Source organism: Fluviibacterium sp. S390 (genome assembly GCF_049800695.1).
GTDB lineage: Bacteria > Pseudomonadota > Alphaproteobacteria > Rhodobacterales > Rhodobacteraceae > Meridianimarinicoccus.
The window spans coordinates 1-20,585 of record NZ_JBNAFN010000031.1; the positions used below are offsets into that span (position 1 = coordinate 1).

The 20,585-nt window shown below is 63.0% G+C and carries 17 protein-coding genes and 1 pseudogene; 14 read left to right on the forward strand and 4 right to left on the reverse strand.

The window, feature by feature from the left end:
• From ACP15K_RS18375 to ACP15K_RS18405, 7 genes and pseudogenes are all read left to right on the forward strand, one after another.
• Positions 1 to 3,870: strawberry notch-like NTP hydrolase domain-containing protein (locus ACP15K_RS18375; RefSeq protein WP_424991219.1), on the forward strand; the 3,870-nt coding region annotated here is incomplete at its 5' end.
• 121 nt (positions 3,871 to 3,991) lie between these two features.
• The gene (locus tag ACP15K_RS18380) at positions 3,992 to 4,378 is read left to right on the forward strand and encodes a DUF6878 family protein (protein WP_424991220.1); all 387 of its coding nucleotides are present in this window, start codon (positions 3,992 to 3,994) and stop codon (positions 4,376 to 4,378) included.
• Between the two features lies 1 nt (position 4,379).
• Positions 4,380 to 4,841 (forward strand): DUF6915 family protein, encoded by a 462-nt coding sequence (locus tag ACP15K_RS18385; RefSeq protein ID WP_424991221.1) that lies wholly within the window; start codon positions 4,380 to 4,382, stop codon positions 4,839 to 4,841.
• Positions 4,842 to 4,941: 100 nt separating this feature from the next.
• A pseudogene (locus tag ACP15K_RS18390) lies at positions 4,942 to 5,244 on the forward strand (hypothetical protein).
• A gap of 124 nt (positions 5,245 to 5,368) precedes the next feature.
• Entirely contained in the window at positions 5,369 to 6,097 is a 729-nt protein-coding gene (locus ACP15K_RS18395) for a DUF736 family protein (RefSeq protein WP_424991222.1), read from the forward strand.
• A gap of 284 nt (positions 6,098 to 6,381) precedes the next feature.
• A complete protein-coding gene (locus ACP15K_RS18400) occupies positions 6,382 to 6,789 on the forward strand; it encodes a hypothetical protein (RefSeq protein ID WP_424991223.1) in 408 nt (135 codons plus the stop codon).
• A gap of 148 nt (positions 6,790 to 6,937) precedes the next feature.
• On the forward strand, positions 6,938 to 7,519 hold the full coding sequence (locus tag ACP15K_RS18405; RefSeq protein ID WP_424991224.1) for a rhomboid family intramembrane serine protease: 582 nt from the start codon (positions 6,938 to 6,940) through the stop codon (positions 7,517 to 7,519).
• Between the two features lie 251 nt (positions 7,520 to 7,770).
• Here the strand turns inward: ACP15K_RS18405 and ACP15K_RS18410 are convergent, their stop codons facing one another.
• Both ACP15K_RS18410 and ACP15K_RS18415 read right to left on the reverse strand, forming a co-directional pair.
• Entirely contained in the window at positions 7,771 to 9,222 is a 1,452-nt protein-coding gene (locus ACP15K_RS18410) for a sensor histidine kinase (RefSeq protein ID WP_424991225.1), read from the reverse strand.
• A complete protein-coding gene (locus tag ACP15K_RS18415) occupies positions 9,219 to 9,959 on the reverse strand; it encodes a response regulator transcription factor (RefSeq protein WP_424991226.1) in 741 nt (246 codons plus the stop codon). Before ACP15K_RS18415 ends, ACP15K_RS18410 begins: the two co-directional genes overlap by 4 nt.
• Positions 9,960 to 10,201: 242 nt before the next feature.
• Here ACP15K_RS18415 and ACP15K_RS18420 point away from each other — a divergent pair, with 242 nt between their 5' ends.
• Genes ACP15K_RS18420 through ACP15K_RS18440 form a run of 5 tightly spaced genes read left to right on the forward strand, consistent with a single transcriptional unit; the run spans position 10,202 to position 15,303 of the window.
• Positions 10,202 to 11,446, forward strand: a complete 1,245-nt coding sequence (locus ACP15K_RS18420) for an ABC transporter substrate-binding protein (RefSeq protein ID WP_424991227.1) — start codon at positions 10,202 to 10,204, stop codon at positions 11,444 to 11,446.
• 55 nt (positions 11,447 to 11,501) lie between these two features.
• Positions 11,502 to 12,374: a carbohydrate ABC transporter permease gene (locus ACP15K_RS18425; protein ID WP_424991228.1), complete on the forward strand. Its 873-nt coding sequence runs from the start codon at positions 11,502 to 11,504 to the stop codon at positions 12,372 to 12,374.
• A complete protein-coding gene (locus ACP15K_RS18430; RefSeq protein WP_424991229.1) occupies positions 12,367 to 13,260 on the forward strand; it encodes a carbohydrate ABC transporter permease in 894 nt (297 codons plus the stop codon). Before ACP15K_RS18425 ends, ACP15K_RS18430 begins: the two co-directional genes overlap by 8 nt.
• A gap of 5 nt (positions 13,261 to 13,265) precedes the next feature.
• Positions 13,266 to 14,363, forward strand: coding sequence for an ABC transporter ATP-binding protein (locus ACP15K_RS18435; RefSeq protein WP_424991230.1), 1,098 nt, complete (start codon positions 13,266 to 13,268; stop codon positions 14,361 to 14,363).
• A gap of 4 nt (positions 14,364 to 14,367) precedes the next feature.
• Positions 14,368 to 15,303: a glucokinase gene (locus ACP15K_RS18440; protein WP_424991231.1), complete on the forward strand. Its 936-nt coding sequence runs from the start codon at positions 14,368 to 14,370 to the stop codon at positions 15,301 to 15,303.
• 743 nt (positions 15,304 to 16,046) lie between these two features.
• Here the strand turns inward: ACP15K_RS18440 and ACP15K_RS18445 are convergent.
• Positions 16,047 to 17,246, reverse strand: coding sequence for an IS91 family transposase (locus ACP15K_RS18445; protein WP_424991232.1), 1,200 nt, complete (start codon positions 17,244 to 17,246; stop codon positions 16,047 to 16,049).
• A 12-nt stretch (positions 17,247 to 17,258) separates the two neighbouring features.
• Complete coding sequence (locus ACP15K_RS18450) at positions 17,259 to 18,146, reverse strand: tyrosine-type recombinase/integrase (protein ID WP_424991233.1); 888 nt, start codon at positions 18,144 to 18,146, stop codon at positions 17,259 to 17,261.
• Positions 18,147 to 18,903: 757 nt separating this feature from the next.
• Between ACP15K_RS18450 and ACP15K_RS18455 the strand changes: the two genes are divergently transcribed.
• Together ACP15K_RS18455 and ACP15K_RS18460 are read left to right on the forward strand one after the other, a co-directional pair.
• The gene (locus tag ACP15K_RS18455; protein WP_424991234.1) at positions 18,904 to 19,833 is read left to right on the forward strand and encodes a DUF2493 domain-containing protein; all 930 of its coding nucleotides are present in this window, start codon (positions 18,904 to 18,906) and stop codon (positions 19,831 to 19,833) included.
• A 536-nt stretch (positions 19,834 to 20,369) separates the two neighbouring features.
• Complete coding sequence (locus ACP15K_RS18460; protein WP_007120662.1) at positions 20,370 to 20,576, forward strand: hypothetical protein; 207 nt, start codon at positions 20,370 to 20,372, stop codon at positions 20,574 to 20,576.
• Positions 20,577 to 20,585 lie beyond the last annotated feature (9 nt).

A 20,585-nucleotide genomic window follows, 5' to 3' on the forward strand; every position in this document is an offset into this window, starting at 1 on the left:
CTGGAGCCCTCGGCGGGCACCGGTGCCCTGGCAGCTTTCGCTACCCGGGCCGGTGCCACGCTTTTGCTCAATGAAATCGACCCCTTTCGCCAGCGCCTCCTACGCGTGGTTTTCGGCGGCGAGGTGACGGGTCACGATGGTGAGCATATCGACGATCTGCTGCAGACGCCGGTCCTGCCCGACGTCGTGGTGATGAACCCGCCCTTCGCGTCCTCGGTCGATCGTTCCCGGGACAAGTACATCGCCGCCAAGCACCTCATCGCGGCAGCAAAGCGTCTCGCGCCCGGTGGGCGGCTGGTGGCTATCATGCCGCCAGGATTCACGTCCGAACGCGATGCCGCGCATTGGTCCCGCGCCTGCGGCCTCCTGACGCCGCGACTGGCGTTGACGATGCCGGGGCAGGTCTACCGCAAGCTCGGCACCTCTGTGGAAACCCAGCTGATGGTCTTCGACAAGGTGCAGGAGGACGGCGAAATGATCCGCGTCCCTGTGCGGGATCTGGATGAAGCCTTGGCATATGTCGATGCCGTGGCCGCAACCAGGACCGAGATGCGCCGCGTACAACAGGCAGCGGCGATCCCTAACGGGCGGCCGGCCGTTCCATCATCTGCCCCGCGCAAGCGCTGCGTCGCGCCAGCCGCCGCCTCCAAAACCCGAACCAATGCTGCCATCCCGCTCAGCTTCACAAGCTTCGATGTCCCGCGCGACAACACGCCTGTCTCGGATATCTATGCGCGCTTCCGTCCGCAGCGGATCGCGATCGCGGGTGCGCAGGAACATCCCACGCCGCTCGTTGAAAGCATCGCCATGGCCTCGGTTGCCCCGCCCATGCCCTCAAACACGGGCCGTGACGACTTGCTCTTGCCCGGCAAGTTGATCGGGGAGGGACATCTCTCCGAAGCGCAGCTGGAAACCATCATCATGGCGCACGATGCCCATGGGCGTGATCTGCCCGGTCGGTTTACCATCGACGAGGACCAGACCAAGCTGACGCGCGCCGATGATGATCCAGACGCACGTGCCTATCGCCTCGGCTATTTCCTCGGCGACGGCACCGGTTGCGGCAAGGGGCGCGAATGCGCGGGGCTGATCCTGGTGAACTGGCTTGCCGGGCGCAGGAAGGCGATCTGGGTCTCTAAATCCGCCACGCTCATCGAGGACGCGATCCGCGACTGGACCGATCTCGGCGGCTCGCCAGCCGACATTCAGCCGCTTTCCAAATGGAAACCGGATCAGCCCATCCCCATGGGCGACGGAATCCTCTTTGTCACCTACGCCACGCTGCGTTCGGCGGGCAAATGCGGCACCACGCGACTGAGCCAGATCCTCGACTGGATGGGCGAAGGCTTTGAAGGCGTGCTGGCCTTTGATGAGGCCCATGCCATGCAGAACGCGGCCGGGTCCGAGCAGGGCAGGGGGGTCAAACCCTCCCAGCAGGGCCTTGCTGGCCTGCGTCTGCAACTGGCCGCGCCCCGCGCTCGCGTCTTCTACATCTCGGCTACCGGCGCCACGAGCGTGCACAACCTGGCCTATGCCGCGCGTCTCGGTCTCTGGGGGCAGGGGCCCGAATACCCCTTCCCGAGCCGCGAGAGTTTCGTCTCGGCGATGGAAGCCGGCGGCGTTGCCGCCATGGAGGTGGTCGCGCGCGATCTCAAGACGCTCGGGCTCTACACGGCCCGGGCCCTCAGCTTCGATGGCGTGGAATATGATGTGCTGGAACACGCGCTGACCGCGGCCCAGATCGAGATCTACGACGCATACGCAGGCGCGTTTCGGACGATCCATCACAATCTCGAAGCGGCGCTGACTGCGACCGGTGTCAACGACGCCTCGGGCGAGACCAATGTCTCGGCCGCACGGGCTTCGGCCAAGTCCCGGTTTGAGAGCACGAAGCAGCGCTTCTTCAACCATCTCCTGATGGGCATGAAGGCCCCGACCATCATCCGCGCGATCAAGGAAGATCTGGCGGCGGGCAAGGCTTGCGTCATCCAGGTGGTTTCGACGGGTGAGAGCCTGCTGAAACGTCGGCTTGAGACGATGGACCCGGAGGACGAGCTGGTCGAGGGTGCCTTGACGCCGCGTGACTATGTGCTTGGCTACCTCGAACAGGCTTTCCCCATCCATGCGCAAAAGCTCCTGGAGATCGACGGCAATATGGTGGCAGAACCGTTGCGGGATGAAACCGGCGCGCTGGTCGTCTCGCGCGAGGCGCTCGCTTTGCGTGACGCGGCTATGATGGAGTTGATGACGCTCGCCCCGATCCCCTCGGCGCTCGATCAGATCCTCTGGGCCTTTGGCGACGAGGCCGTGGCAGAAGTCACGGGGCGGTCGATCCGGCCCCTCAAGGCCAAGGATGGCCATCTCTTCATCGACAAACGCATCGCCAGCAGCAATTCCTCCGAGACCCAAGCCTTCATGGACGGCGAAAAGGATATCCTGATCTTTTCTGACGCGGGCGGGACGGGCCGGTCCTATCACGCGGCGCAGACAGCAAAGAACCAGAAACGGCGGCGACACTATCTTCTGGAGCCCGGCTGGCGCGCCGATGCGGCCATCCAGGGACTCGGACGCACGCATCGCTCGGCCCAGGTCAGCGCGCCCTTCTTCCGGGTCTGCACCTCCGATGTGCACGGCGAGAAGCGCTTCACCTCGACTATAGCCAAACGCCTCGACCAGCTGGGGGCCTTGACGAAGGGCCAGCGCGAGACCGGCTCGCAGGGCATGTTCCGCGAGGAGGACAATCTCGAAAGCCCGATCGCACGAGCGGCGCTGCGCGGGTATTTCGCCGATCTTGCTGCCGGGCGGGCCGAGGCGATGAGCTATGAGAGCTTCACCGACTGGACGGCCTTGCGGCTGATCGACAAGGACGGGGTGCTTCTCGAGGAGCTTCCCCCGATCCAGCGGTTTCTCAACCGGGTGCTTGCCCTTCCCATCCACATGCAGAATGCGCTCTTTGCCGAGTTCATGCGCCGGATTGCCGATCAGACTGAACGGGCGCGCGCGGCGGGCACGCTCGATCTCGGCGTCGAAACCCTGCGTGGCGAAAAGATCGAACAGGTCTCCACGGAGGATCTCTGGACCTGCCCGAAATCCGGCGCCGTGACGCGGATCATCGGACTTGAGGTGACGGACCCAGTCCACGTTCTTGGGGCCGAAGAGGCCATATCGCGGAATCCGGATAAGCTGCCGATGGTCAATCGCGCCTCCGGCCGCGCGGCGCTCATCTCGGCACGTCCGATGCAGATGTATGACGAGGACATTGTCACGCTGATGCGCAAGGTGGTGCGACCCAATGGGGCCAGCTATCTCGAAGAGACGCGATTTGAAGCCTCTGCCTGGGAAGAGATCGACAAGCCGGAATTCGCACGGCTTTGGGATGCCGAGGCTGCGTCCTTGCCAAAAACCACCACGACCAAGCTTTACCTGCTGATCGGGCTGCTGCTGCCGATCTGGAAGGACATTCCGACCACCAATGAGCGCATCTACCGGGTCACGCCCGACGGGGCGACCGCGATGATCGGGCGTACGCTGAGCGAGGAAGGTGCGGCCGCGCTGCGCGCCCGATTCCTCGTCTCCGACCCGCAAACGCCGCAAGACATGCTGACCGCCGCGCTCGGCACCACGGCGCCGGTCGATCTGGGCCGGGGTCTCACCCTGACCCGTCGCCGGGTCGCAGGCGAGATGCGGCTTGAGTTGGGCGGCGCTGACAGGGGCATGATCGACGGCCTCAAGGCGCTCGGCTGCTTCACCGAGATCATCGCCTTCCAGCTACGGGTGTTCCTGCCGCACGGGGACGGGATCGACACGGGGAGCATTCTGGCCCGGATCGTTGGGCAGGGAACCACCAAGGCGGCAGAACAAGCCGCCTGAAAAGTCAAAGCGGGCTTTGGGTCGGGCGTCGCGGATCGGGGTTTGCCCGGGCTGCGCTTTCCGGGCGCGCGCAGACCAACGCCACGCCCGGCCCCCCAAATTCAGACAAGAGGACGGACCCATGACCAATCCCCAGATCGATTATGCCGCAATGGCGGCTCAGTGGCGTGCAGAGCGCGAAACCACCTTGAAGGCGACCCGAGCGGAACTGCTCGCGCAACTACGTGCGCTTGGCATCAGCGAGGTCGCTGCCGAATACGAAGGCTATGGCGACTCCGGCAATGTCGAGGATGTGACGGTGCAGCCCGCGGAGGTCAACCTGCCGGAGGCGCTTGCCACAGAAGTTGGCGACTTCGCCTGGTCGCTCGCCTATCACCATCACCCGGGGTTCGAAAACAACGAGGGTGGCTTCGGCACGCTGACCTGGGACATAGCACTAGACAGCATCATCCTCGATCACGCGGACCGCTATGTCGAATGCTCGCACAGCTATGACGAGGGGCTGTGAGATGGCCCATCCGCTTCATCATGCTGAAAGCTCTGCCCGGAAATTCGGCGGGGGGCCGTCTGACTATCAGGCTGTGCACGATTGGTTTGACGCCTCGAAAGAGCACCTCGCGCTCTTCACGCACAGAGCTTTGCGCCACCATGCCCAAGGCCTTTTTGAGGCCGAACGTGTCTTCGGCCTGTCCCTGACCAATAGCGCAGGTCGAGAGATACCCGTGCGCTGGATCGGCGAGCAGCATATCCGTGAAGACTGCCAGGGCCGCATTCCGAGCATGGCGGACTGGCTGCGACGGATCCAGCCCGAGCCATGGATGGCCAATGGCCACATCGACCGGTATTCCGGCTCCGAGCCCTGCGGCGACCCAAGGGTTGCCTGGGCCTCCGAGGTCGCCGCCGGAAGAACGCTTCTTGGCCTGAAGGATTGGATGGCAGCGCGCGCGACGCAAGCCACGCAAGGTGCCTGACAGATCTCGGTCGTTTGCCAAACGAATGCTGCATGGAAGCCCGGTTGGACGACCGGGCTTCTTGCGTCGTTTCTCCACCATTCTTCGTAAGGAGGTTCGCATGACACTCGAAGACATCAAGGCGGCCGTCGATGCCGGGCAGACCGTGCATTGGGCCAATACCGGCTACATTGTCCACAAGGACGGGTTCGGTCAGTACCTGATCACCTATGTGCCGAATGGTAGCTGCATCGGCCTGACCGACCGGGAAGGGAAACGGTTGAACGGCAAAGAGGCGGAGTTCTTCATCGCGCGATCAAAGGACAGCGCGGAAAATCCGGGCGGCCAATCAAGATGACAGGGGCAGGGGAGGGGCGTAGCACCCGGAGGCGTGGGTCCATTCCCACTCGGACGGCAGATCTGACCCGTGGGCGGGGCTGAAAGGAAAGCAGGCTTTCTGATTTATGATCCCTCAAGGGGTCGAGAAAGCAATCCCGGATGCTTTGGCAAAAACGTCAGGCACCGGCCAATCCAAAAGGAACCATCCCATGTTCGCAGGAACCCTCACCCGCAATGTCGAGACCGCAGCCGCTCAGTACACCGGCATGATCCATTCGACGCGCTTTGACATCGCCATCCAGCTCGAGGCACGGGCCAAGATGTCCGCTCGCAGCCCGGATTACGACGTGACGGCAGTCAACAAATCAGGCCGCAAGGTGCGTATCGGCACGGCCTGGAACGAGACCGGGAATACCAGCGGCAACCCCTACATCTCGATGCAGATCGATGTCGGCCTCGGCCCGTTCCGGGTCAACGCAGTGCAGACGAAAGAGGCGCGCGCGGCCCAGAGCGGCGAATTCGAGATCATCCCGCTGGTCTCGAACGGCCTGATGAAATCCGGCTCGATCTCGGGCGAGTTGACCGCCATGGACGCTGACAACGCCTTCACGGGCTACATCGCCAACATGATGTTCGATCTGGAGTTCATGCTGATCGAGAACAGCTACAAATCCGAGGAGACCCACCCCGACTATCGGATCGAGGTCAGCTCGCCCCGGGGCACGCCAATCCGCGTCGGCTCAGCCTGGATGGCGAGAAGCAGCCGCACTGGCAATGACTACCTGTCGCTGCTGATCAACACGCCCGACGGTGACCTGCGCGTGAACGCCGTGCAGAACGAAGAACAGCGCGGCGGGCAGACTTTCTCGATCATCCCGTTCATCGACAGCGGTGAGCAACCGCAGGACGCGGGCGCGGGGCTCTCCTTGGTCGCCTAATCGGCGCGCGAGAGGAGACGATCTGAACCGAAAGGGGAGCCGTGGGATCACGGTTCCCCTTTTTCTGTGTCTGCTGGCGTGAAGGACGCCACGCGCTTGCGGTCAGGTGCAAATGTGATACGATGATATATTATTGCGATATCGAGGGCAGGCGCGTGGTGGCTAGGTCAGGGACGGTTCCATGGTTCGAGAGCTTTAATGTTAAGGCAGAGGTTGCAGATCTCCTCGCCCATATCGAGCGCTGCACCGGATTCACGCTACCCGCCCGAAAGCGTGAAGTCATCATGACCCATGCAAGGGCGAAGCTCGACAGGACAAGGCAGACATATCTGGAGGCCAAGGCGGCGGGAAAGCCGGTGTCTACATCGCGCCGCGCCTACCTGACCGATCTGCAAGACACGATCTTCATGGCGATCCCGGAGAAGAACCTCGCGCTGATGCCGCTAAGCGAGCAGGTCCTCAACGACCCGTCATTTTACGCGGACGCCATGCACTGTGCCGCCGCGATCAGCGAGGATGAGCTTTTCATGGCGCTGTCCTCTTCGCTGAAAGACATGACGGTCCAAGACGCCCGCGCGTTCGTCTCGAAGCTCTGGCACGGCACGATCGATGACAATGCCCGCAAATACGCCGAAGCCCTGAAGCGCCCCGAGCGTGAACCGCAGCCATTTCGCCCGGGGAACACCGTGTAAGATCGAGGCCATTTTCTTGGCTTGGGCCGTGACCACGTTGGCCAACGCGAATCCCCTTTCCCGGAGGTGGCACCCTGTGCAGCGCGCGAAAGCCGTTGAAGGTGCTGTGGGGACGTCTAATGTCGCCAACATGATGAACCGGTATCACATGCGTGCTTTCTTACGGCGCGCCGCGGCGCTTGCCGCTTTTGTCGCGCTGCTCTGGGCGGTCCAAGTCGTCAATTGGATCGTCGGCTATGGTTTGAACCCGGCCTTCGGCCTGATCCCCAGGCAGCTCGGTGGTTTGGATGGCGTCGTCGCAATGCCGCTGCTGCACGGAAGCTTCGCGCATCTTATGGCCAATACGCCGCCGCTCCTGGTGATGGGTGGGCTGCTGGTGGCCACGACCACGAGGGCCTTGCTGCCTGTGAACGCAGTGGTGATCGGCCTCGCCGGAAGTCTCGTCTGGCTGTTCGGAAGCTCCGCCATCCATATCGGTGCGTCAGGGTTGGTCTTCGGCTGGTTTGGCTTCCTCGTCGCGCGCGGCCTCGTGGATCGCTCACTGATCACGCTGGGCGCGGCACTGCTGGTCGGTGTCCTCTACGGCTCCATTCTCTGGGGCGTTCTTCCGGGCCAACCCGGCGTCTCGTGGGAGGCGCATCTCTTCGGCGCCATCGCGGGTGCGGCCGCTGCAGTCCTTGTCCGGACGCATGTCCATGCGCCGCGCCTCTACGGCGTCGATCTGGTTTGAAGCAGTACGCCCGACGTGGACGGCCCCGAGCGGCCATTCAACCAATTCTCAATATGCTGCATCGCGGCCGGCCTTCGCTGCCATTCGCTGCAAACGCGAATTATAAAGGCGGCGAACTCATACTGTGCGGGACCGACCTGCCGTCACCGCGCGACCAAACCCTGCTGCGAGCGCGAACGCCACCTATGGGTCTGGCGAAAGGCAGCCAGCTTGCAACCAATAGCCCTGGCCGTGAACGCGGTGCTGCCGGTTCAGTTTCGCTGGATGCTGAGCCGGGCGCGAATGCCGTTGGCCCCGTGTTCGAAGGTCAGCGCGCCGCCATGCATGTTGGCGATGCTGGCCACGATGGTCAGGCCCAGTCCGAAACCGTGGACCAACCCGGTGTTGCCGCCACGGCGGAACGGTGAAACCAGCGCCTCCAGATCAATGGGAGAATAGTCCGAGCCTTCATCTTCGACCACGATGGTCGCGGTGTCGGCGTCGGTGTGCAGTTCGACGGTCGCCCGGCGGCCATACTTCAGGGCATTGTCGATCAGGTTCGACAGAGCGCGTTGCAATGATACCGGGCGGACCGTGACAACGACACGCCGCTCGTCGGGGACGGCGCCGTGACCCTGCCGCGACATGAACACCGATCGCCCGCCCTTCGCGGTGACGCGCTCTGTCCTGCGGAATTCTACTGGCTGGCCGGTATCGCTGTAATCGGCGACCAAAGCCTCGACCAGAGACGTCAGGGAAATCTGCCGGGGCTCCTCGGAGTTGATCTCGGTCCTGGTGAACGTCAGCACGCTTTCGATGATGCCGGTCATCTGGTCAATGTCGCTTTCCAGCCGGTTGCGCAACTCCGGGTCGTCGATCAGCGCCGCGCGAAGCCGCAGGCGGGTGGCAGGGGTGCCGAGGTCGTGGCTCACTCCGGACAGCACGATGGCCCGTTTCTCCAGCTGTTCGCGCTCGGCTTCGAGGTAGCTGTTCACGGCCGCAACGATGTCGCGCAACTCCTCTGGCCCGGTTGAGTCGTAACTTTCGGGCCCGCCAAGCCGGCGACGGCTGCGCAACAGTTCGGCGAAGCGGTCGAACAGTCCGATCATGTTGAGAAAGAGCGTGGCGATGCCGCCCAGCCCGACAAAGGCCAGTACGATCGCGGCAAGGCGCAGATCACTCGGCGCCGCGTCACAGCCCCAGATGTCCAGGCCCTCCACACGCACCCAGTCGTCGCGGTCCACACGGGCAAGGATCACCGGATCGCTGCATAAACTCGCCATCACCCGCGTCAGGGCGCCGAGGGTTTCCGCCGCGCTGTGCTGGTTGCTGATGGACAAGGCGGACAGCGGATAACGCAGTTCGGAGGCCACGACGGCCAGCACGAGTTCATGACCGGACACACCCGGAGACGGCGCCTCGAGGATCGAAACATTGGTGACAATTGGCGGGCGGGGAATGCCGCTTATCTGCTCGAACTCACCACGGGCGGCAAGTTGGGTGTCTGCGTCCGACAGCGGCTGGATGTGCACTCCGGCGGGTTCCGGAGCCCCGGCACTCAGCGCGTGGAACAGTGAGCCACCGGTGAACTCGGCGCGGGTCAGGTGCGCCTGCCACGCGGCGTCCGACCGCATCCACAACCAAGTGCTCGCCAGCCCGACAAAGAAGGCCGCGACCAACAGGCCAGTGCCAAAGACGCGCAGGCTGTAGAGTTTGCCAGTCATGTATCCTCAGAGATGACATCGGCGGCGAAGACATATCCGATGCCGCGCTCGGTCCGCAGGAGCTGAGGCTCCTTGGGGGATTTCTCGATCTTGGAACGCAACCGCCCGACAAGGACGTCGAGCGCCCTGCCGCTAGAATCCACGGGGGTTTCCGCGGGATCGCCTGTGACATCCAGTGCTCCGGCAATTTCGTCCCGGGTGAGTGGGATGTGCGGGTTCGCAAGAAACACCTGCAACAGCGCGGTTTCCCGGCGCGACAAGGCCACCTGAAACCCCTCGGGCGAACGCACTTCGTCGCGCTTGGCGTCGTAGCTCCACCCGGCGAAGCGGAACGTCTTGGTCTGTCGGCGGTGGACCAGCGAAGACGACCGCCGCGCGCGCGCCAACACCGCCTTGATGCGCGCCAACAGGAGCTTGGGATTGAACGGCTTGGCGATGTAGTCGTCGGCGCCGACCTCGTAGCCGGACATGCGCTGATGATCGGCGGAGAGCGCCGAGATCATGATGATCGGCACTTCCTGTTCCGCGCGCAGGCGGGCACAGATCTCAAGCCCGTTTTCGTCGCCCAGCATAACGTCGAGCAATATCAGGTCGATCCGCCCGGTATCGAGGTGCCTGCGGATGTCGGCCTCGCTTGAGGCGGGCAGCGCGATCGTCCCATTCTGTTGCAGGAACTGCGTCAGCATTTGTCGGGTGTCGTTATCGTCATCGACAACCAGCAGTCTTGGAATCGTCATCCGTCCCCTCTCCCAAACCGGAAGCACAACCCCCTCGGTATCATCGCTTACGTAACGATGCGCAACAAATTCAACCGTGGCGTAACAATCGGTAACAAACCGGATAAATATCATGATGTCCGGGGCGAGAACCCGGTTTGCAGAGATTGCATGGCAGGCGCCGTTTGCTTCAGATTGTGGCACGTGAACCACGGGGCCGGGAGATTGCCCCGTCAGGTTCAAAACCGGGAGGAGACCCAAAAATGAAACGTATCGTACTCGGCACCGTATCCGCGGCTGCCATGATCTCTGCTTCCTTCGCCGCCGCCGAGCCGAGCGCCGAAGTCCTGCACTACTGGACATCGGGCGGCGAAGCCAAATCCGTCGCGGTCCTGCAAAAGGAATTCGCCGACAACGGCGGCACCTGGACCGACATGCCGGTCGCGGGCGGCGGCGGCGACGCTGCCATGACGGCGCTGCGGGCACGCGTCCTTTCGGGCAACGCGCCGACCGCCGTCCAGTTGAAAGGCCCGGCCATTCAGGAATGGTACGAAGAAGGTGTGCTGGCCGATATCTCGAACGTGGCCGAAGCCGAAGGCTGGGCAGACGTGCTGCCGGATTCAATCGCTGGTCACATGAAGTGCGAAGGCAACTGGTGCGCGGCACCGGTGAACGTGCACCGTGTCGACTGGATCTGGGCCAACGCCGACGTTCTGGAAGCCAACGGCGTCGAAATGCCGACATCGTGGGATGAATTCAACGCCGCTGCCGAAAAGCTGCAGGCCGCAGGGGTCATCCCGCTGGCGCATGGCGGCCAGTCCTGGCAGGACGCGACCGTGTTCGAAGCCGTGGCGCTTGGCATCCTCGGGCCCGACGGGTTCCGAAAGGCGTTTGTCGATCTGGACGAGGCCACGCTGACCTCGGACGAGATGAAGGCGGTGTTCGACCAGATGCGCACCATGCGCGGTTATGTCGACGAGAACTTCCCCGGCCGCGACTGGAACCTCGCCACCGCGATGGTGATGAACGGCGAAGCCGCGTTCCAGATCATGGGCGACTGGGCCAAGGGTGAATTCCTCGCCGCGGGCAAGGTGCCGGGCGAAGACTTCCTCTGCGCCTCCACTCCGGGTGAGGGTTTCCTCTATAACGTCGACAGCTTTGCCATGTTCGACGTCGACGGAGACGACAAGCGCCAAGGTCAGGAGCTTCTGGCGAAACTGATCGTCGGTCAGAACTTCCAGAAGGTGTTCAACCTCAACAAGGGCTCGATCCCGGCGCGGACCGATGTTGCCTTGGAAGAGTTCGACAGCTGCGCGCACCTGTCGTCGGAAGACATGACCGCCAGCTCCGAAGGCGGCTCGCTGCTGCCCTCCTACGCCCACGGCATGGCTCTGCGCGGCGCGCAGGCCGGTGCGATCACCGATGTGGTGACCTCGCACTTCAACTCCGACATGTCGTCGGAGGACGCCGTTCAGCAACTGCTGACCGCTGTCCAGAACAGCATGTAAACTGCCAAATCCTGGCCTGCCCTTCGGGGCGGGCCATCCCTATGGAGGAAATCCAATGTCCAAGTGGCTCGAAGAGCACTTGCCAAAAGTCGTGCTCGCCCCATCGTTCGTCGCCGTCCTTGTCTTCGTCTACGGCTTCATCGTCTGGACCGCCTGGGTCTCGCTGACCCGATCGAAACTACTGCCGAAATACGAGATCGACGGCTTCATCCAGTACGAGCGCCTGTTTGCCGCGCCGCGCTGGGACGTCGCCATGAACAACCTGTTCATCTTCGGCACGCTGTTCATCGTCATCTCGATGGCGCTGGGCTTGATGCTAGCGATCCTGCTGGATCAGAACATCCGCACTGAAGGCGCGATCCGCACGATCTATCTGTACCCGATGGCGCTGTCGATGATCGTGACCGGGACGGCGTGGAAATGGATCCTCAACCCCGGCCTTGGGCTGGATGCAACTGTGCAGGGCTGGGGGTTCGAGAACTTCACTTTCAACTGGCTGGTCGATCCGGACAAGGCCATCTACACCATCGTGCTGGCCGCCATCTGGCAGAGCTCTGGCTTCGTGATGGCGCTGTTTCTGGCGGGTCTACGGTCGGTCGACACCGAGATCATCCGCGCAGCCCAAGTCGACGGCATCCCCACGTGGCGGGTCTATTCGGCGATCATCATTCCATCAATGGCCCCGATCTTCCTGTCGGCTTTCATCGTGCTGGCCCACCTTGCCATCAAGAGCTTCGACCTCGTCATCGCTCTGACCGGCGGCGGCCCCGGCTTCGCCACGGACCTGCCTGCGACGTACATGTACGCCATGGCATTCTCGCGCGGCGACATCGGTCAGGCAGCAAGCTCGGCGATGATCATGATGGCGGTCGTGTTCACCATCGTCGTCCCCTACCTCTATTCAGAACTGAGGGTGAAAAATGACTGATTTCGCAATCGATACACCCCGCAGCCAAAGCCGCACCGTCCGGATCGGCCTGCGCTGGCTGCTCTATGTCGTCCTTGGCTTGTTCGCGCTCTACTATCTGCTGCCGCTTTTCGTGATGATCACAACGTCGCTGAAAAGCCTCGAAGAGATCCGCACAGGAGACCTTATGGCCCTGCCGCGCGAAGTCACGTTCGATGCATGGCGCACAGCTTGGTCGGAGGCTTGCACCGGCATCCAGTGCAACGGCGTGAAACCCTACTTCTGGAACTCGGTGCTGATCGCGGTGCCCGCCGTCCTGATCTCAACACTTGTAGGCGCGATGAACGGCTACGTGGTGGCCCATTGGAAGTTCCCCGGCGCCAACATCTTCTTCGCGCTGATGCTGTTCGGCTGCTTTATCCCGTTCCAGGTGGTGCTGCTGCCGATGGCCCGCGTGCTTGGCATCATGGGCATCGCAGGCACCATCCCGGGGCTGATCTTCGTCCATGTGATCTATGGGCTGGGCTTCACCACGCTGTTCTTCCGCAACTACTACGTGACGATCCCGGCCGAACTGAGCAAGGCGGCCAAGGTCGATGGCGCGGGCTTCTTCCGAATCTTCTGGTCGATCTTCCTGCCGCTGAGCCTGCCGATCATCGTGGTCTCGGTCATCTGGCAGTTCACTCAGATCTGGAACGACTTCCTGTTCGGCGTCTCGTTCAGCCAGGCAGGCACCCAACCGATCACCGTGGCGCTCAACAACATCGTCAACTCCACAACCGGCGTGAAGGAATACAACGTGGACATGGCCGCCGCCATCATCGCGGCACTGCCCACGCTCCTCGTCTACATCGTCGCTGGCAAATACTTCATCCGCGGGCTGACCGCCGGATCCGTGAAAGGATAAATCTCATGGCACCGATCCTGGATATCAAGAATCTTTACAAGAACTACGGCTCGACCGAGATCCTCAAGGACATCAACGTCTCGATCGAGAAGGGCGACTTCCTCGTCCTCGTCGGCCCCTCGGGCTGCGGCAAGTCCACTCTGCTGAACTGCATCGCCGGGCTTGAGCCGATCTCGGGCGGCGAGCTGCATATCGGCGGGCGCAACATGACCAACGTCAGCCCCAAGGACCGCGACATCGCGATGGTGTTCCAGTCCTATGCGCTCTACCCGACGATGACGGTCGCCAAGAACATCACCTTCGGCATGAAGGTCCGCGGCGTCGATCAGGCCACCCAGCAACAGAAGCTGGACCATGTGGCCAAGCAATTGCAGATCGAGCAACTGCTGAACCGCCGCCCCGGCCAACTGTCTGGCGGCCAGCGGCAGCGAGTGGCGATGGGCCGGGCGCTGGTGCGCGATCCCAAGCTGTTCCTCTTTGACGAGCCGCTGTCGAACCTCGACGCCAAGCTGCGGGTCGAGATGCGCACCGAAATCAAGGAACTGCACCAGCGGCTCGGCGCCTCGATGGTCTATGTCACCCACGATCAGATCGAGGCGATGACGCTCGCCACCAAGATCGTCGTCATGAAGGGCGGCATAATCCAGCAGATCGGCACCCCGGCGGAGATCTACAACCGCCCGGCCAACCTCTTCGTGGCCGACTTCATGGGCAACCCGGCGATGAACTTGATCCCGGCCAAGGTGCAATCCGGCAGCGATGCCTCGCGGATCGAGATCGCGCGGCGTGATGGTGCGCCCATCGTGCTGAGGGACGAACGCAACCGCGACCTGCCCGAGGACGTCATCATCGGCGTGCGCCCCGAGGATATCGCCGAACCCGGTTACCGCGCCGGCACGGTGGCGCAAGAGGCCGAGTGCATGGTCGACATCGTCGAACCAGCGGGCGCCGACACCTACGTGGTGATGCAGATGGGCGGCAAACACGTCACCGCGCGGCTGCACGCTGAGACCACCGCGGAGGCCGGCAAGCCGCAAAAGCTGGCCTTCGACCTGGGTAAGGTGTCGTACTTCGCGCCGGAAACCGGCCAGCGGCTGAACTGAGCGCATGCGTCTTGTCGCTGACATAGGCGGAACCAACAGCCGCCTCGCGCTCTCGGACTCGGGCCAGCTTCGGCCCGGGTCCACCCGCAGCTTCCGCAACGCAGAGCACGCGACCTTCGACTCCGTCGTCGATGCGTACTTTGCCGATATCGGAGACACCGTTCCGGACGAAATTGCCCTGGCGGTGGCCGGCCCGGTCGATGGTGGCAACGCCCGGCTGACCAATCGCGGATGGGAAATTTCCGCGGCGGACCTCGCCGCCCGGGTGGGAAGTCAACGATGCGGGATCAACAACGATCTGGTCGCACTGGGCTATTCGGTGCCCGGCCTTGGCCCCGACGACCTCGATACAATCGTCAAAGGCCGACCGGAACAATCCGCTCCGCGCCAGTCCCTGGTTGTCGGGATCGGAACGGGGTTCAATGTCAGCCCGGTGGTGCAGCATGGCGGCACGGTCGTCTGCCTCCGGTCCGAAAGCGGTCACGTGGGGCTCCCCGCCGGGGTCGCGCAGGTGCTGGAAGCCCGCCGGGCCGGGCTGGCTGAACATTTCCCGACGGTCGAACACTGCTTTTCCGGTCGCGGGTTTGCGCAGTTCTGCCAACTGCTGACGGGTCTCTGCGATCTGGGACCGGAGGAGCTGATGGACATCTACGACCGAGGCACCAGCGCCGAGGTCTCCGAGGCCGTGGCTTTTTACGCCGAACTGATCGGTTGGCTGCATCGCGAACTTATGCTGGCCTACCTCCCCTCGTCGGGCATCTACTACGCCGGAAGCGTGTCGCGGTCGGTGCTGTCGCGGGCGGGCCGCGCCCGGTTTCAGGAGGTGGTCGCGCGTCCGTACAACATCACGACCCACCAGGAGACGCCGATCCACGCCATAAACGCCGACACTGCGGCGCTGCACGGTTGCGCAAGACTGCCATTACACGACACCCAGTGAACTTGGCCTCGGTGTACCCGACGCGCACGCCCCGCCTGCTGAGGCCATGGTCCCCGTTGAGACGATCGCTTGCCACTCCTCCGAGCCAGTTACGGCTTTCCCGCCCATATAAAAGAGCTTGCTTGCGATCTCTGACGCCACGCATTCGCTCGCGCAGCGGCATTGGAATCTCCGACGGCGTGGAAACCTCTGGTCTGTCAATTGAGAGGGCGCCAATTGTCAGGCAGGTCCGCAAGCTCCCAAATGCGCAGTGCCTTGATCAGCATTAGGCACCCGCCACAGGCCCCATGCGGCGGCGCGGCTCCGTCGTTCCGTCCTTTTTGCCGATTGGATTATTTCGGACCTGGATGTCCGCTTCTGCGGAAGAACAGGGTTTTCCTCGCGCCTGCAGCGAAGGTCGGCTTCCCTGAAGGTTTTTCGATGCGGGCCGGGGTGCAACATTTCCTTCCTGCGGGGTGTGCGGCCCGCGTTGACAAACCTCGGAAGGAGGAAGCCGCGGGGGCTGGTTGTGACCTATGGGGAAAGAGCGCGAGCGGGTGAGGCTATCATTGAAGGGGGCGCGGAGTTGACCGTGTTGGGTTCGCCAGCCGCAGTCATTTTCCACCACCTTGGTCGCGGGCGTTCCGTAGATTGGACGCGGATAACGCAACCCTGACCGTCAATCTGGATGATGGCCGCAAGCGGTTTTGGCCGATCAGCCAATGGCGACCGAAGTATATCAAAGTTTGGGTTCAAGCATCGGATCATGCAGCCTGCTCCCTTGGTGGCGCGCGTGACATTGGCATCTGACCGCGCCAGAAGATCTCGATGACACGCAAAGGGCCACCGCAGCAGGGACATGGCTCGCGCAAGGTGAGAGAGGTGGTCTCGGGCGCCAACTCTGGCTCGGCGGTTTCTCCGGTGCGTTGAGCGCCAAGCAAAGCCCGGCTCTTCCTGATGTTTGTTTTGCGCGCTGAACTGGCCCGCAGACCGTAATGGCGGATGCGGTGGAACCCATCGGGCAGGACGTGGATCAGGAAGCGGCGAATGAACTCGGTGGTGGCCAGGCGCATGACCTTTTGACGATCACCGTGTTTGATCCGGTAATCCTTCCAGCGGAAAGCCACGGTGTCAGCATCCGCGCAGACCAAGCGGTGGTTCGAGATTGCGACCCGGTGGGTGTACCGGCTCAGATAGGCCAGCACCGCCTCGGGCCCACCGAACGGAGGTTTGGCATAGACCACCCATTCCGTTTTGCGGAACGGGGCGAGCCATTGCGCGAAGGGATCCGGCAGCGCCAAGCGATCGAGGTCGCCGAAGAACGCAAGCTGGCCTGCTCGGTGCAGCTCTATCAGTCCTTCCAGGAACAAGCGCCTGAACAGCCGTGCCAATAGCCGCACATGCAGAAAGAACCCCGGCTTGCAGGCCACCCATCTGGTGCCGTCCAGTGACAAGCCGCCGCCTGGAACAATCATGTGGATGTGGGGATAATGGGTGAGCGCCGATCCCCAGGTGTGCAGGACACTGGTCATGCCGACTTTGGCACCGAGGCGCTTTGGATCGGCCGCAATGGTCATCACAGTCTGCGCCGATGCGCGGAACAGCAGGCCGTAGACCGCCTTCTGGTTCCAATAGGCGATGCGGGCGATCTCGGCAGGCATCGTGAAGACGACGTGGAAGTACTCGACCGGCAGCAGATCCTCGGCGCGCGCTGCCATCCAGTCCCGCGCGGCGGGGCCCTGGCACTTGGGACAATGCCGGTTCTTGCAAGAGTTATAGGCGATGTGATGGTGATCGCATTTGGTGCAGGCAGCTACATGCCCACCGAGCGCTTCGGTTCGGCAAGCTTCTATCGCCGACATCACTTTGAGTTGGCCGAGACTGACATGACCTGCCTTGGCCCGCCGATATGTGGGTCCATACTTCCGAAAGATGTCAGCAACCTCCAGCCGGGGGCGCTGCAACCGCCTGAGCCGCTACTCCAGTCCCCGCCTGACGGTGTGGTCCTGCAGCTTCTCTAACATCTCGTATGGGCTGACAGTGCCACGGATGGTCTTGGTCGCGACATGCGTATAGCGCGCCGTCGTGCTGAGCTTGGAATGACCCAGCAGCACCTGGATCACCCGGACATCGGTTCCAGCCTCGAGCAGGTGCGTTGCAAAGCTGTGCCGCAAGGTGTGCAGCGTGGCAGGCTTGTTGATCCCGGCCATGTGTTTGGCGGACGTGAACGCCCGGTTCAGCTGGCGGGGTGACAAAGCCATGATCTTGGGCTTGCCCGGAAACAGCCATCCCTCGGGTCGCGCTTCCCGCCAGTAGTCACGGAGAAGATCAAGCAGGGCGGGCGACAACATGGCCTTGCGGTCCTTGTCATTCTTGCCCTCGTCGACGTGGATAAGCATCCGGTCGTTGTCGATGTCAGATACCTTCAGATTGCACACTTCGGATGCGCGCAGCCCGGCGCCATAGCTGATCCCCAAGGCTGCGCGATACTTCAGCCCCGGTCCGGGAACCGCTGCCAATAGATCGCCTACCTCCTCGACGCTCAGGACCACCGGCAACTTCTTCGCCTTGCGCCGGAACTGCATGTAACGCTTCATCTCCTCGCGCCCACAGGTCATGCCAAAGAAGAACCGCAGCGACACGATCCTGGCATTGAACACGCCTGTCGAGACCCCGCTATCGGTCATGTGAAGCTGATACGCGCGCAACTCGTCCCGCGTGGCAGTATCAGGTGAGCGCCCTATGAACTCGGCAAAGTACCTGACCGCTCTGATATGGCCCTGCTGGGTCTTCGGCGACATGCCACGAATGCGCATATCCTCGATCATCCGCTCACGCAGCGGGGTCGTCTTCTTCTCCTTCATGGGAATCTCCTGTCATCGGATTGAGAAACCCCAATCGTCAGACAGGTCGGCAAGATCGGAAAATACGCACCGTCAGAGCTAGCTCAAGACCTCAGCCGCAAGCGCCATTGCCGCGATAGCGGCTTCGTTCTCCCGCCGCGATCACGTGGGATGCCGCGATAAGTAATTCACATAGTCGCCAGCGTAGTCGCATGCACATCAACCTTGGCTTATGCCTTCCGGCCACCCCAGCTCGGCTTCGCGTGTCGCAGGGGAGAACGGCCCTTCGGTCCGTCGCGCATTCGGCCATGCGGCCTCACCGCGGCGTCGCACCCGGCATCCCGGTTTGCCCGCCTCGCGAGCACGTCCCTCCCCGGCCGCTACGCCGGATTGCGCTCTGGTCTGTTTTGGCCCGAGGCCAAAACGATCCCGCCGCTCCATCCGTCTCCCGCGTCCGGTCGGGCCGTTTGCCTGCTCGGGTCGGGCAAACCTACCGTCAAAACACACACACATGAGTGCGGAAGCATATCCTCCGGATGGCCCCCAAATCAGCCCGCGTCAAGGATCGCAAAACTTTTCGGCGAGGGCGGGGCTCGTGGCGCGGGGCGGCCCCGTGCGTGAGCGCGCGCATGTGTCGGGTGCCGCGTTCGGAAAACTTTTGCGCCCGGCAAGCCGGCGGCTGCGCCGTCCCTGACCCGGGCAGATTCGGAAACCAGGCATTCGGCCATGCCCCCACACTCACGTGGTGGCCTTGGAACCGAACACTGGAGATAAGAACATGGCTTACGACACCGCAAACACCTACGAGACCATCGAGCTTTTCGGGCTGACCGAGAAGGACGCACAGCTGCCGATCCCGGAGGATCACGTTCTGACCGACCGCATCATCCGCGAGAGCTTCGAGGCTTTGCTCGGGCAGCTGCGCGGGACCGGGCTCGAAGCGGAAATCGAACCGCTGGCGCACGGGCTCGCCACGATCCTGCAGCGCCGCAAGGTGGCGCTCGGCAAGGAGGTCGACCGCACCGCTGACAAGATCGGCGCGCTGGCAAAATCCCACGATGGATCCGAGATCGCCGAGACCGCGCTCGAAGAGGCGCAGTCGCGCTTTCTGCAGCTGCGCGATATCGTCGGCGCAATCGAGGTGATGAGCGAGGCCGCAGCGGAATGCTACGAGGTCGAGACGGGCCACGCCTTCATCCCGGCAGCCGGATCGCGCGCAAGCACCCGGGCGCAAGAGACCGGGGCGGTCTTCGAGGCGCGGCAACTGCTGGAGCAGCACGACCGTGAAACCGCCGAAAAGTCGAAAGTCGAGGGGGTGCCCCTGATCGCCTCAGGCGCCACCGACTGGACCGATGTCGATGTGATCTTCAACACGCTCGACAAGGTTCGCGAACGGATCAAGCAGAACCGCAATCAGGAGATTTTCCTCTGCCACAAGGGTGGCAAGCACGGGGCGGAGATGATTGCGGCTCGGTGGGCCCGGGCACGCGGGGTCGCACAAACGCGCTTTGATCCGCGCTGGTCTGCGCACGGGCGGGCGGCACCGTTCAAGTGCAACGACGAAATGCTGGACGACAAGTTCGCGGCGACGGGGGTTGTTCTCTTCGGAGGCAACGGAGTCGCACTGAACCTCGGGCAGAAGGCGGAAGCGAAAGGCCTGACGGTCATGCGGGTTGCGGACCCGGCGAAGAAGGCGTCGCAGGAATGAAGAGAGAGGGTCGCGCTTGGCGCGGCCCTTTCGTCATGTCTCACGGCGCGTGCGATCGGTTACACTTGATAGGTAGCTCACGGCGTCCAGCACCGTCACCGCTCTACCCAGCCCGTCAGAGTTCGGCCCATCCGCATCGGTAGGGGCTGGGGATGGTGCGCACCTTGCACATCGTCCGCAGCGCAAGACCGAGGGGTCGAGACGTCACACATGAGGCTGAAGACCTGCACGTCCCTCGGAGGGTGTTTCGGAACATAGCATCCACGCGGGCGGTCTCCGTCAGCACCCCGGCCAGGATCGGCGGGACGCGAACGCGGATGGTGACGGCTGCGTGATGGCAGGGGTCATCCGGATCACTCCTTTTTGCTATGCATGTGGATCGCACGGGGGGCGGCCCAATCGTGCCCTGCGCTGACGCTTCGGCAAGCACAAATACGGCTTCCACGGCGGAGCCGCGGACCCTCCGCATTTGCGCTTGCGACCGGGCCTCTTGCCCCCGTGCTGGGTGATCCCCATCGCAACAAGGAGTAACCCAAATGACCAACCACTACGTCGCCACCGTCCCCGTCAAGTTCACCGACACCGATGGCCAGGAGCGCACCCGTTTTCAGCGCGTGGGCGCGATGTTCCGCAACACCCGCAACGGGGACGGCTCGGAGTTCTTCAGCCTCAAGCTCGACTTCCCGGTCGCGGTCTCGGAGCTGGTGATGTTCCCGCCGAGCGCAAAGGACCCCCAGGACTAAATCCTTTAA

Coding starts and splice junctions, on each gene's coding strand:
- ACP15K_RS18380 (WP_424991220.1), top strand. CDS start 3,992: ATGACCAATCCCCAGATCGATTATGCCGCAATGGCGGCTCAGTGGCGT.
- ACP15K_RS18385 (WP_424991221.1), top strand. CDS start 4,380: ATGGCCCATCCGCTTCATCATGCTGAAAGCTCTGCCCGGAAATTCGGC.
- ACP15K_RS18395 (WP_424991222.1), top strand. CDS start 5,369: ATGTTCGCAGGAACCCTCACCCGCAATGTCGAGACCGCAGCCGCTCAG.
- ACP15K_RS18400 (WP_424991223.1), top strand. CDS start 6,382: ATGACCCATGCAAGGGCGAAGCTCGACAGGACAAGGCAGACATATCTG.
- ACP15K_RS18405 (WP_424991224.1), top strand. CDS start 6,938: ATGCGTGCTTTCTTACGGCGCGCCGCGGCGCTTGCCGCTTTTGTCGCG.
- ACP15K_RS18410 (WP_424991225.1), bottom strand. CDS start 9,222: ATGACTGGCAAACTCTACAGCCTGCGCGTCTTTGGCACTGGCCTGTTG.
- ACP15K_RS18415 (WP_424991226.1), bottom strand. CDS start 9,959: ATGACGATTCCAAGACTGCTGGTTGTCGATGACGATAACGACACCCGA.
- ACP15K_RS18420 (WP_424991227.1), top strand. CDS start 10,202: ATGAAACGTATCGTACTCGGCACCGTATCCGCGGCTGCCATGATCTCT.
- ACP15K_RS18425 (WP_424991228.1), top strand. CDS start 11,502: ATGTCCAAGTGGCTCGAAGAGCACTTGCCAAAAGTCGTGCTCGCCCCA.
- ACP15K_RS18430 (WP_424991229.1), top strand. CDS start 12,367: ATGACTGATTTCGCAATCGATACACCCCGCAGCCAAAGCCGCACCGTC.
- ACP15K_RS18435 (WP_424991230.1), top strand. CDS start 13,266: ATGGCACCGATCCTGGATATCAAGAATCTTTACAAGAACTACGGCTCG.
- ACP15K_RS18440 (WP_424991231.1), top strand. CDS start 14,368: ATGCGTCTTGTCGCTGACATAGGCGGAACCAACAGCCGCCTCGCGCTC.
- ACP15K_RS18450 (WP_424991233.1), bottom strand. CDS start 18,146: ATGAAGGAGAAGAAGACGACCCCGCTGCGTGAGCGGATGATCGAGGAT.
- ACP15K_RS18455 (WP_424991234.1), top strand. CDS start 18,904: ATGGCTTACGACACCGCAAACACCTACGAGACCATCGAGCTTTTCGGG.
- ACP15K_RS18460 (WP_007120662.1), top strand. CDS start 20,370: ATGACCAACCACTACGTCGCCACCGTCCCCGTCAAGTTCACCGACACC.